General features: G+C 73.4%; 8 protein-coding genes. 2 read left to right on the forward strand and 6 right to left on the reverse strand.

Translation table 11 applies throughout. From position 1 onward, the window contains the following. Nucleotides 1-169 precede the first annotated feature (169 nt). From ispG to IE99_RS0104870, 4 genes are all read right to left on the reverse strand, one after another. Nucleotides 170-1354 carry a flavodoxin-dependent (E)-4-hydroxy-3-methylbut-2-enyl-diphosphate synthase gene (gene ispG, locus IE99_RS0104850; RefSeq protein WP_030164193.1) on the reverse strand — a complete coding sequence of 395 codons (1185 nt, stop codon included), beginning with the start codon at nucleotides 1352-1354 and terminating at the stop codon, nucleotides 170-172. 112 nt (nucleotides 1355-1466) lie between these two features. Then, on the reverse strand, nucleotides 1467-2663 hold the full coding sequence (gene dxr / locus IE99_RS0104855; RefSeq protein WP_030164194.1) for a 1-deoxy-D-xylulose-5-phosphate reductoisomerase: 1197 nt from the start codon (nucleotides 2661-2663) through the stop codon (nucleotides 1467-1469). Between the two features lie 533 nt (nucleotides 2664-3196). Beyond that, nucleotides 3197-4477, reverse strand: coding sequence for an ABC transporter substrate-binding protein (locus IE99_RS0104865; RefSeq protein WP_051712046.1), 1281 nt, complete (start codon nucleotides 4475-4477; stop codon nucleotides 3197-3199). A 428-nt stretch (nucleotides 4478-4905) separates the two neighbouring features. Beyond that, a complete protein-coding gene (locus IE99_RS0104870) occupies nucleotides 4906-5268 on the reverse strand; it encodes a hypothetical protein (protein WP_030164202.1) in 363 nt (120 codons plus the stop codon). 409 nt (nucleotides 5269-5677) lie between these two features. Between IE99_RS0104870 and IE99_RS0104875 the strand changes: the two genes are divergently transcribed. After that, nucleotides 5678-7141 (forward strand): hypothetical protein, encoded by a 1464-nt coding sequence (locus IE99_RS0104875; protein ID WP_051712048.1) that lies wholly within the window; start codon nucleotides 5678-5680, stop codon nucleotides 7139-7141. Here the strand turns inward: IE99_RS0104875 and IE99_RS0104880 are convergent. Next, nucleotides 7077-8576 carry a CoA-acylating methylmalonate-semialdehyde dehydrogenase gene (locus IE99_RS0104880; RefSeq protein WP_030164208.1) on the reverse strand — a complete coding sequence of 500 codons (1500 nt, stop codon included), beginning with the start codon at nucleotides 8574-8576 and terminating at the stop codon, nucleotides 7077-7079. The genes IE99_RS0104875 and IE99_RS0104880 overlap by 65 nt on opposite strands. Then, complete coding sequence (locus IE99_RS0104885; RefSeq protein WP_051712050.1) at nucleotides 8573-9877, reverse strand: aspartate aminotransferase family protein; 1305 nt, start codon at nucleotides 9875-9877, stop codon at nucleotides 8573-8575. Before IE99_RS0104885 ends, IE99_RS0104880 begins: the two co-directional genes overlap by 4 nt. 115 nt (nucleotides 9878-9992) lie before the next feature. Here IE99_RS0104885 and IE99_RS0104890 point away from each other — a divergent pair, with 115 nt between their 5' ends. Further along, nucleotides 9993-11573: a PucR family transcriptional regulator gene (locus tag IE99_RS0104890; protein WP_030164215.1), complete on the forward strand. Its 1581-nt coding sequence runs from the start codon at nucleotides 9993-9995 to the stop codon at nucleotides 11571-11573. The last annotated feature ends 37 nt before the right edge of the window (nucleotides 11574-11610 follow it).

The raw sequence follows: 11610 nt of genomic DNA on the forward strand, positions 1-11610 counted from the left end.
TCTGCCGATCAGGGCCCATCCGGCGACAGAGCTTGTCGCGAGTGATGCCGAACCGTGACAAGATCGTCGGAACCATGTGCCATGAGAGAGCGTTTCTCTTCGGGACTTCCGCCAAAAGCGGGACCCCCGGGCGCGCGGCACCCGGGGGCCCGAAGGCATACGGCGGAGGTCAGCCGACGACGACCTCGGCACCGGGCCCCGACACGGACCCGTCCTCGGCGATCTCGATCCCCATCTCCTCGGCGATCCGCATCGCCTCCTCGATCAGCGTCTCGACGATCTGCGCCTCCGGCACGGTCTTGATGACCTCGCCCTTCACGAAGATCTGGCCCTTGCCGTTGCCGGACGCGACACCGAGGTCGGCCTCGCGGGCCTCCCCCGGACCGTTCACGACGCAGCCCATCACCGCCACCCGCAGCGGGACGGGGAAGTCCTTCAGACCGGCGGTGACCTGCTCGGCGAGGGTGTAGACGTCCACCTGGGCGCGGCCGCACGACGGGCAGGACACGATCTCCAGCCCGCGCTCCCGAAGGCCGAGCGACTCCAGGATCTGCGTGCCGACCTTGACCTCCTCGACCGGAGGCGCCGACAGCGACACCCGGATCGTGTCGCCGATGCCCTGCGAGAGCAGCGCGCCGAACGCCACCGCCGACTTGATCGTCCCCTGGAAGGCGGGGCCGGCCTCGGTGACGCCGAGGTGCAGCGGGTAGTCGCAGGCGGCGGCGAGCTGCCGGTACGCCTCGATCATCACGACCGGGTCGTTGTGCTTGACCGAGATCTTGATGTCCCGGAAGTCGTGCTCCTCGAACAGCGAGCACTCCCACAGCGCCGACTCGACCAGCGCCTCAGGCGTCGCCCTGCCGTACTTCTCCAGCAGGCGCTTGTCGAGCGACCCCGCGTTCACGCCGATCCGGATGGGGACGCCCGCGTCCTTCGCGGCGCGCGCGATCTCGCCGACCTTGTCGTCGAATTTCTTGATGTTGCCGGGGTTCACCCGGACCGCCGCGCACCCGGCGTCGATCGCCGCGAACACGTACTTCGGCTGGAAGTGGATGTCGGCGATGACGGGGATCGGCGACTTCCTCGCGATCGCGGGCAGCGCGTCCGCGTCGTCCTGCGACGGGCACGCCACCCGGACGATCTGGCAGCCGGACGCCGTCAGCTCCGCGATCTGCTGGAGCGTCGCGTTCACGTCGGCGGTGAGGGTCGTGGTCATGGACTGCACCGACACCGGGGCGTCGCCGCCGACCGGCACGCTCCCGACCATGATCTGCCGGGACGCGCGGCGCGGCGCCACCGGACGCGGTCCCTCGCCGGTGCCGCGGATCGTCGGAATACCCAGTGAAACGCTCATCCCTCTCCTCTGGTCGCCGGCTACGGCCCGGCCCGTACAAGACTAGGCGCCCCGGACGCATGCGGTGACGCCGACCTGTCCCCGGCATATGCGCGCGTACGGCCGCATACGGCTAGGCGAGCTCCCGGGCCCGGGTGCGGGCCCACGCGTCGGCCTCGAGGACGTCCTCCACCGTCACCGCCCCCGGGACGCCCGTGCCGCGGACGTGCTCGTCCACGACCCGGTCGATCGTGTCGACGATCCCGAGGAACGGGAGGCGGCCCGCGCGGAACGCCTCCACGCACTCCTCGTTCGCCGCGTTGTAGACGGCGGGGACCGTCCCGCCGAGCTCGCCGGCGCGGCGGGCGAGCGCCACCGCCGGGAACGCCTCGTCGTCCAGCGGGAACAGCTCCCACGTGTGCGCCTTCGTCCAGTCGACTCCGGGCGCCGCGTCCGGGACCCGGTCCGGCCAGGTCATGCCGAGCGCGATCGGCAGCCGCATGTCGGGCGGGCTGGCCTGGGCGATGGTGGAGCCGTCGGTGAACTCCACCATCGAGTGGATGACCGACTGCGGGTGCACCATGACCTCGATCCGGTCCATCGGCACGTCGAACAGCAGGTGCGCCTCGATGACCTCCAGGCCCTTGTTCACCAGCGTCGCCGAGTTGATCGTCACCACCGGGCCCATGTCCCAGGTGGGGTGGTTCAGCGCCTGCTCCGGCGTCACGTCCGCGAGCTCGGCGCGGGTGCGGCCGCGGAACGGGCCGCCGCTCGCGGTCAGCACGAGCCGCCGCACCTCGTCCGCCCGCCCGCCGCGCAGGCACTGCGCCAGCGCCGAGTGCTCGGAGTCGACCGGGACGATCTGCCCCGGACGCGCCCGCTCCTTCACCAGCGGGCCGCCGACGATCAGCGACTCCTTGTTGGCGAGGGCGAGGGTCCGGCCCGCGTCCAGCGCGGCCAGGGTGGACGCCAGGCCGAGCGCGCCCGTCACGCCGTTCAGCACGGTGTCGCACGGCCACGCCGCGACCTCCGCCACCGCCTCCGGACCCGCGACGATCTTCGGGATCGGGTAGTCGCCGGACGCGTAGCCGCGGCGCTTCGCCTCGGCGTAGAACGCCAGCTGCAGGTCCTGCGCCGCCGACGCCTTCGCCACCGCGACGATCTCGGGCCGGAACTCCAGGGCCTGCGCGGCGAGGAGGTCCACCCGGCCGCCGCCGGCGGCGAGACCAGCGACCCGGAACCGCCCGGGGTTGCGCCGGATCACGTCGAGGGCCTGGGTTCCGATCGAGCCGGTGGACCCGAGCACGACCACGCTTGAGGGAGATGTCACCGCCCCATTGTCGGGCACGTTCCGCCTCGTGCCGACACGGGAGCCTTTACCGGCCTTTTCACCTGCGCTAGCTGGGACAACAAGATCCCCGTCCTATAAAGGGAGCAGTGAGCTGACTTCCCTCGGGGGGATGGGGACATGGGCCAGACGGGCGAACCGGTGATCGACCCGCGCGGGCTGAGCACGGCCCAGCGGCTGGGCGACGCCTGTGTCGTCTGCCGCAAGAGATGGCCCCGGCCGCGCGTCCGCGTCGGCCGCCTGCCGGACTCGTCCGGGGTGTTCGCGTGCGCGGAGTGCGCACCCGCCCCGCCGGTACCCCGGGCACGCCGGGGACCCCGGGAACCGCTCATGGTCGCCGGACGCCCGGTCGGAGAGCCGGGCCGGCGCATGCGGCGCGACGTCACGTCGCCGCCGTGAAGTCTCTCCAGGGAGAAGGGTGACCCGGGTGTTCGGGGGGAGATCCGGGACCACCCCGTGAGGCGCGCTCGGCTGGGGGCGGCCGGGCGCGCCGGGGGAAAGGCCGCCGATCTCCGCTACGGCGTCCGCGTCGGCCGCGCCGTCGGCGGCGGCATCTGCGTCGCCTCGATCCACGCCTTCGTCCACTCGGCGTAGTCGGTGCACTCCCGCTTCTCGGGGTCCTTGCCGCACTCCTTCACCGGCGCGTGCGCGAAGACCACCCTGCCGATGTGGCCGCGGTCGCCGACGCGGTGCGCGGCGCAGAACCCGGCGCTCAGACGATCACCGGTGCAGGCCTGCGGGTTGGCGGGCGCGACCCCGTTCCACGCGGCGACCTGCCGCTGGACGTCGGGCGACGCGGTCCAGCGCAGCCACTGGTACATGCAGTTGGGGTGCTCGGCCCGCGCGCCGATCAGCCACGCGTCCGTCCATCCGGTCACGCCCTCGGACGGGAGGGCGCCCTGCACGGGCCGCCCCGCCCGGGTGAGGACGTCCACCGGATGGGAGGTCGCCATGCCGAGCGACGCCGTCCCGCCGGCGAACGCGCTCACCACGTCGGCCCCCTCCCGCCAGTACGCCTTGACGTGAGGGCGCTGCGAGGCGAGCACCTCCTTCGCGGCGGCGAGCTGGCGCGGGGTCAGCGCGAACGGGTCGCGGATCTTCAGCTTGCGGTTCTCCGCCTTGAGGTAGAGCGCGGCCTCGGCGATCGTCATGGGGTCGTCGCGCAGGACGATGCGGCCCGACCAGCGGCGCGCCTGGTCCGGGTCGAACAGCGCGGACCGGCCGCCCGGCGGCGGCACCGTGCGGGTGTCGTACATGAGCACGTTGGTGCCCCACACGTAGGGGACGCCGTAGACCGTGCCTTCGCGCTTCAGGAGGTCGCGGAGCCGCGGCTCCAGCTTCGTGTAGCCGTCCACGAGGGCCGTGTTCACCGGCGCGACCTGCCGCTCGGCGATCAGCCGGCCGGCGACCTCGGGCGGCGCGGCGACGCCGTCGTAGCGGCGGCCGCCCTGGCGCATGAGCTCGATCAGCTCGCCGCCGTCCTTGGCGATCTTCCAGGCGACCTTGCAGCCGGTCTGCTTCTGGAAGGGCGCGACCCAGTCGACGCGCGGGTCGGCGGTGCCGGCCTCGATCGCGCCGGCCAGGGCGACGATGCTGAGCGCGCCCTCGCCGGGGCCGACGGCCTTCGCCACCGCGGTGCTGCCCGCGGGACGCGCCGGCTCCTCGTCGCTGCAGGCGCCGAGGCCCGCCGCCACCAGGCCCGCCGCGACCACGAGGGCCGCCCCGGCGCGCCGTGTACCGGCCCGCGCCGCACCGGCCCGCCCTTTGCCGACCAACGTCGTGGCCGTCCGCCGCATGTCGCTCCCGATCCGTTCCCGCCGCGGGCCCCGGTCCCCTCGCGCGCGGCCCGTCGGCGAGCGTAGCGCCTTCCGGCGGCCGGACCGGCGCCGGGCGCGACATCGGGTGGCCGGCCGAGCGCCGGGACCGCCGCTCGCGTGCCCACGCGGGGGCGGCGGCGAATTTATCGTCGGTTTCCATCCGGCATACCGACGAGGCGAAAGCAGAGAGCGGCGATTTACCGAAAGTGTCAACGCGGCATTCGCCGTACGGCGGCCTTTATCGCATGCCTTTCATGGCGAAAGAGGGCCGCCGCGGCCCGGGAGGACGGCGGGTGCTGGCGTCCGCGCCGTACACGGAGGTTGCTGGAGAGGGATACGGCGCGGGCTGCCGCCCGTCCTGGGCCGCGGCGGCACCGGCGGACGTGGCGAGGTTGGGGAACAGCGGATCACCTTGCAGTGCTGCCTGGCCACGCGATCACCGGTACCCGGCGGAACGGCGGCGGTGTGACGCCCTCGAGACGGAGGAGGTTCGAGGGACGCCGCGCGTCCTGCCGGGGCTGGGGGGACGGCCGTGGGCCGTCGGTGGGCGCCGCGCCGATGGGCGCGGAGCGCCGGTCTGGAACCTGCCGAACCACCTCGATCCGTGCGATGAGGGCCTGCGGTGTGCCGGCCTCGATCAGGTCGCGGGCGCGGGACCGCGCCGGCGGCAGCGCCCACCAGGTGCGGGTGGCGCGGCCGAACCAGAACGTCCAGCCGGGGTAGCGCCGGCCGAGCGCCTCGGCCTCCGCCGCGTGTTCTTCAGCGGTCATCGCGCGACTCCCGGTCCCCACGTCGGATCCCGATCCGGGGTCCCGTCCCGGGACCCTGACTCTGGATCCTGACCATTGAAATGCGCCTGATGAATGGCGACAGTCCGAGTGTGTCGTCCGCCACAGACCCAGTCAACAGATGTAGCTATTATCCCTTTCGCGCAGCACGACGGAAATCAACGACGGAAACCTGCGCGAGGAAGAAAGTCGCGAACAGCGCTGGACCTGCGATTTCATCACGTTCGTCGGACGTATGCCGTACGCGAGCAATATCCGGTTCACCGGCAGGCCACCCCCGCGTCCTAACGTGGCCGCCCCTGTCCATGATTCGCCGGGATGGAGCCGCGTGACCCCAGGGGGATTGTTCTATTCTGCTACCCGTTGGGCGATTCGTCCTGGGCTTCGGCACGTGCCGTTCCTGCTGGCGCTGGCCGGCGGCGCGGTGCTGCGCTGGACCGCCGTCCGCGCCTACCCCAACGGGCTGTGGTTCACCGGGGACTCCTACTTCTACCTCGGCTACGCGCTGCGGCCCTCCCCGTCGCCGAGCAAGACCCTCGGCTACCCGTTCCTGCTGCGCCTGCTGGAACCGCTGCACAGCCTCACCGCGATCGTCGCCGTCCAGCACCTCATGGGCCTCGCCGTCGCCGGGCTCGCGTACGCGCTGCTGTGCCGGGCCGGGCTCCCCGCCTGGGCGGGCACGCTCGTCACGCTGCCGCTGCTGTACGACGCGTACCAGGTGGAGCTCGAGCACCTCCTGATGTCGGAGACGCTCTTCACCTTCCTCATCATGGCCGCGCTGACGCTCCTGCTGTGGCGCACCGGCGCGCCGGGCGACGATCCCCCGGTCCCGCCTTGGTGGGCTGCGGCCGCCGCGGGGCTGCTGATCGGCTACGCGGTGCTCGTACGGTCCGCCGGGGTGCCGCTCGTGCCGGCCGTCCTGCTGTGGGTGCTGCTGCGACGCCGCGCGGGGACGCGCCGTCCCAGGTGGCTCACGGCGGCGGCCTGGCGTCCGGCACTGGCCTTCGGCGCCGCCGCCGCCCTCCCGCTCGCCGCCTACGCCGCCTGGTTCCACTCCCAGCACGGCGTGTACGCGCTGACCAGTACGGACGGCCTCTACCTGTGGGGCCGCACCGCGTCCTTCGCCGACTGCGCGAAGATCGATCCGCCGGCGGAGCAGGTGCCGCTCTGCCTCGACGAGCGGATCAGGGCGGAGGGGGACGCCCCCGGCCACCTCATCTGGCGCGGCGACATCCCGCCGCGCCGCGTGTTCGACCCGGTCGCCGCGCCGGAGGCGAACGCGGCGCTGCGCGGCTTCGCCGTCCGGGCGATCCTCGCCCAGCCCGGCGACTACCTCCGGACGGTCGGGGCCGGCATCGGCATGGCGTTCGACTCCCGCCGCCACCCGCACCCGACCGCCGGGACGGAGGCGCTCTACCACTTCCCCGCCCGTCCGCACGTCTTCCCCGGCGGGCGGAGCCTGCCCGCCGGGGGAACCGCCCGCTCGGACGCCGTCCACTTCGGCGGGGAGCACCCGAGCCGGGTCGTCCGCCCGCACGCCGACCGCATGATCGCCTATCAGGAGCGCTGGTACCTGCCCGGCCCCGCGCTGGGCGCGCTGTTCGCGGCCGGCGCCGCCGGCGTGCTGCTCGCACGGCGGCGGCGCCGGGAGGTGCTCCTCGCGTGGGGCACCGGGGCGACCCTGCTGGTGTTCCCCATCGCGAGCGCCGACTTCGACTACCGCTACGTCGTCCCCGCGATGCCGTTCGCCTGCCTGGCGGCCGGCCTCGCGCTCGCGTCCGTCCCGCGGGTCAGCCGTTGGTCGGGAACCCCAGGTTCACGCCCCCGTGGCTCGGGTCCGGCCACCGCGCCGTGACGGCCTTCGTCCGCGTGTAGAAGTGGACGCCCTCCGCGCCGTGGGCGTGGCTGTCGCCGAACAGGGACGCCTTCCAGCCGCCGAACGAGTAGTACGCCATCGGCACGGGGATCGGCACGTTGACGCCGACCATGCCGACCTCCACCTCGTTCTGGAAGCGGCGCGCGGCCCCGCCGTCGTTGGTGAAGATCGCGGTGCCGTTGCCGTACGGGTTGGCGGAGATGAGCTCCATCGCCTCGTCGTAGGAGGAGACGCGGACGACCGACAGCACGGGGCCGAAGATCTCGTCCCGGTAGGCGTCCATGCCGGGAGTGACATGGTCGAGGACGGTGGGGCCGAGCCAGAAGCCCTCTCCCCCGCCGCCGGTGACCGGCGCCTCACGCCCGTCCGCGGCCAGGGTGGCGCCCTGCGCGACGCCCGAGTCGATGTAGGACGCGACCTTGTCGCGGTGCGCGCGGGTCACGAGCGGTCCCATCTGTGACTCGGGATCGTCGCCGGGGCCGACCCTCAGCCCGGCGACCCGCTCGCGGATCCGGGCGACGAGGTCGTCCCCGATCGGGTCCACGGCGACGACGACGGAGATCGCCATGCAGCGCTCCCCCGCCGATCCGAAGCCCGCCGACACCGCCGCGTCGGCCGCGAGGTCGAGGTCGGCGTCCGGCAGCACCACCATGTGGTTCTTCGCGCCGCCGAGCGCCTGGACGCGCTTGCCGTGCCGCGCCGCGGTCTCGTACACGTACCGCGCGACGGGCGTGGACCCGACGAAGCTGACCGCCTTCACGTCGGGATGGCGGAGCAGCCCGTCCACCGCCTCCTTGTCGCCGTGCAGGACGTTGAACACGCCGTCCGGCAGCCCGGCCTCCGCCCACAGCTCGGCGAGCCGCACCGACGCCGAAGGGTCCTTCTCCGACGGCTTCAGCACGAACGCGTTCCCGCACGCGATCGCCACGGGGAACATCCACATCGGAACCATCGCCGGGAAGTTGAACGGGGTGATGCCCGCGACCACGCCGAGCGGCTGCAGGATCGAGTAGGCGTCCACGTGCGACGAGACGTTCTCCGAATAGCCGCCCTTGAGCAGGTGCGGGATTCCGCAGGCGAACTCCACGACCTCCAGGCCGCGCGCCACCTCGCCCGCCGCGTCCGACACGACCTTGCCGTGCTCGGCGGAGATCAGCCGCGCGAGCTCGTCGGTGTGCGCCTCCACCAGCTCGCGGAACCGGAAGAGCACCTTGGTCCGCTTCGTCAGCGACGCGTCCCGCCAGCCGGGGAAGGCGGTCTTCGCGGCGGCGACGGCCGCGTCGACGTCGGCGGCGGAGGCGAGGACGACGGTCCCCGCCACCCGGCCGGTCGCGGGGTCGTAGATGTCGCCCGCGCGCTCGGCCGTGCGGTCGGACGGCTTCCCGCCGATCCAGTGGGTGACGTGCTTGCTCATGAGGACGCCTCGTTCATGGATTCCAGGGATGCGATCAGTATGCCGAGCCCCTCGGCGGACTCGGCGTCGGTGAGGGTCAGCGGCGGGGCCATCCGCACCACGTTGCCGTACAGGCCGCCCTTCCCGACGAGCAGGCCGCGGCCCCGGGCGGCCTCCATCAGCGCGGCGGCGCGCGCCGGGCTCGGCTCGCCGGTGCCCGGGTCGGCGAGCTCGATCGCGAACATCAGGCCCTTGCCGCGGACGTCCGCGACGAACGGGAACCGGCCGGCCGCCCGGCGCAGCCCGGTGATGATCGTCTCGCCCTGGCGGCGGGCGTTCGCCTGCAGATCCCGGCCGAGGACGAGGTCGAGCGTCGCGTTCGCGGCGGCCATCGAGACCGGGTTGCCGCCGAACGTCGAGATCCCCGCCGCGTGCAGGCCGTCCATCAGGTCGCCTCGCGCCACCACGCCGCCGACCGCGAAGCCGTTGCCGAGGCCCTTCGCGAAGGTCATGACGTCCGGGGTCACGCCATGGGCGCCGATGCCCCAGAAGTGCTCGCCCGTCCGGCCCCACCCGGTCTGCACCTCGTCGGAGATCAACAGGATGCCGTGCTCGTCCAGGACCTCCTTGAAGGCGGCGAACAGCCCGTCCGGCGCCATGGTGAACCCGCCGACGCCCTGGATCGGCTCCGCGATCAGCGCGGCGACGTCGCCGGCCGTCGCGGTCGCCAGGACGTGCCGCAGGTCCTGGACGCAGACCTCGGTGTACTCCGCGTCCGACAGCCCGGCGAACTGGGCCAGGTGCCGGTCCGCGCCGTGCAGGAAGTGGACGTTCAGCGGGGAGCACCCCACGTTCGACCAGGCCCGGTTGCCCGTGACGGCCACCGCGCCGAACGACCGGCCGTGGTAGCTCTGCCGCATCGCGAGGACCTGGTCGCTCCTGCGGGCGTGGGCCGCGAGCAGCAGCGCCGTCTCGTTCGCCTCCGTCCCCGAGTTGGTGAAGAAGACCTTCGCGTCCGGGATCCCGGACAGCCGGGCGATCTTCTCCGCCAGCTCGACCTGGCCGCGCAGCAGGTAGGCCGTCGAGGTGTGCACGATGCCGGTGGCGAGCTGCCGCTCCACCGCCGCGCGCACCTCCGGCACGTCGTAGCCGATCATGTTGGTGAGGATGCCGATGAAGAAGTCCAGGTAGGTGCGCCCCTCGGCGTCGGTCACGCGGGCGCCTTCGCCGCTGACGATCTCGATGGGCCGGGCGTAGTTGAGCGCCAGCCAGGACGGCATGACCGCCCGGTGCCGGCGGAGCAGGTCCGCGTGTTCCGACATGCCCTCCAGTCTCGGCCGCCCGTCCCGGCCCGGCCACCGGCACAGTGTCAAGACAGCGGCCCGAGGCCCGACACCCTGTAATGACCTGGGAGATCCCGCGGGTAGCATCGGCCCGATGCTTCCGACCGTCGCCGACGTCCTCCGGCTGGACGCGGTCCGCCGCGGCCAGCCCCGCGTCGTCGCGGGCGCCGACCGCACCGGGAACCGCGTCCGGTGGGTGCACGTCGCCGAGGTCACCGACATCGCCCATCTGCTGCACGGCGGCGAGCTCGTCCTCACCACCGGCATCGCCCTCCCGGACGAGCCGGACCGCCTCCGCGCCTACATCGGCGAACTCGCCGACGTCGGCGTCAGCGGGCTCATGATCGAGCTCGGCCGGCGGTACGCCACCGCGCCGCCGCCCGCTCTCGTCGCCGCCGCCGAGGACCACCGCCTCCCCGTCGTCGTCTTCACCCACGAGCCCGCGTTCGTCGACATCACCGAGGCCGTCCACGCCCGGATCGTCCAGGACCAGTTCGCGGAGCTGCGCGCGTCCGAGCGGCTGCACGAGATGTTCACCCAGCTGTCGGTGGAGGGCGCGTCCACCGACGAGGTCGTCCGGCAGGTCGCCTCGCTCGGCGGCCACCCCGTCGTCCTGGAGAACCTGACGCACCAGGTCCTCGCCACCGCGGGGGGCGACCCGGCCGAGCTGCTGTCGGCGTGGGAGACCCGCTCCCGCGCCGTGCGGCCCACCGACCGGACGGGCTACGACGCCACGTCCGGGTGGCTCGTCACCATGGTCGGCGCCCGCGGCGAGGACTGGGGCCGCCTCATCATCGTCCTCGGCGCCGCGCCGACGCCCCGGGAGACCGCCCTGATCGAGCGGGCCGCGACCACGCTCGCGCTCGGCCGGCTCCTCGACCGGCACGCCGAGGGCCTGGAGCGGCAGGCGCACGGCACGATCATCGCGGGCCTCCTCGCGCACGCCTACTCCGACCCGCAGGAGGCCGCGGCCCGCGCCCGCGCCCTCGGCGTCCCGTTGTCCGGCCGCCGCCTCCTCGGCGCCGTGCTGCGCCCGCACGGCGGCGGCGAGCTCGCCCAGCTCGCCGAGACGGCCGCCGCCGCCTGCAAGGACGCCCGGCTCGCCGCCCTCGTCGGCATCCTCGACGCGGGCGGCCCCAAGGCGCGCGTCAGCGTCCTCGTGTCGCTGCCGGCCCGCGCCGACGCCGACGCCGCGCTCACCGACGCCGCGACCCGCATCCGAAGGCAGTGCGCCGACGTGGTCATCGCCGTCGGGTCCGTCGTCGAGTCGGTCCGGGACGTCCGCCGCTCGTTCCTGGAGGCCGAGCAGGTCCTGGACGTCGCCGCCCACGGCGACGGCGACCGCCTCTACTACCGCCTCCCCGACCTGCGCCTGCGCGGCCTGCTCCATCTGCTGCGCGACGACGCCCGCGTCCAGACGTTCGTCGAGCGCGAGCTCGGGCCGCTGCTGCGGTACGACGCGGCGCGCGGCACCGACCTCACCCGCATCCTGGAGCTGTACCTGCGGTCCGGCCGCAACAAGGCGGTCGCGTCGCAGCGGGCGCACCTGTCCAGGCCCGCGTTCTACGAGCGCCTGCGCCGCATCGAGCGCATCCAGGACGCCGACCTCGACGACGTGGAGACCTGCGTCTCCCTCCACGTCGCCCTCCTCGCCCTCCAGTCGCTGCGTCCCTGAAAACGTGACAATCGGTGACTCTCCCCATACCGACAGG

The sequence above is a fragment of the Spirillospora albida genome (assembly GCF_000718255.1).
GTDB classification, from domain to species: Bacteria; Actinomycetota; Actinomycetes; order Streptosporangiales; family Streptosporangiaceae; genus Spirillospora; species Spirillospora albida.

Excerpts from the sequence above, each read along its gene's own strand:
- ispG (WP_030164193.1), bottom strand. The coding sequence starts at position 1,354 with ATGAGCGTTTCACTGGGTATTCCGACGATCCGCGGCACCGGCGAGGGA.
- IE99_RS0104865 (WP_051712046.1), bottom strand. The coding sequence starts at position 4,477 with ATGCGGCGGACGGCCACGACGTTGGTCGGCAAAGGGCGGGCCGGTGCG.
- IE99_RS0104870 (WP_030164202.1), bottom strand. The coding sequence starts at position 5,268 with ATGACCGCTGAAGAACACGCGGCGGAGGCCGAGGCGCTCGGCCGGCGC.
- IE99_RS0104880 (WP_030164208.1), bottom strand. The coding sequence starts at position 8,576 with ATGAGCAAGCACGTCACCCACTGGATCGGCGGGAAGCCGTCCGACCGC.
- IE99_RS0104885 (WP_051712050.1), bottom strand. The coding sequence starts at position 9,877 with ATGTCGGAACACGCGGACCTGCTCCGCCGGCACCGGGCGGTCATGCCG.
- IE99_RS0104890 (WP_030164215.1), top strand. The coding sequence starts at position 9,993 with ATGCTTCCGACCGTCGCCGACGTCCTCCGGCTGGACGCGGTCCGCCGC.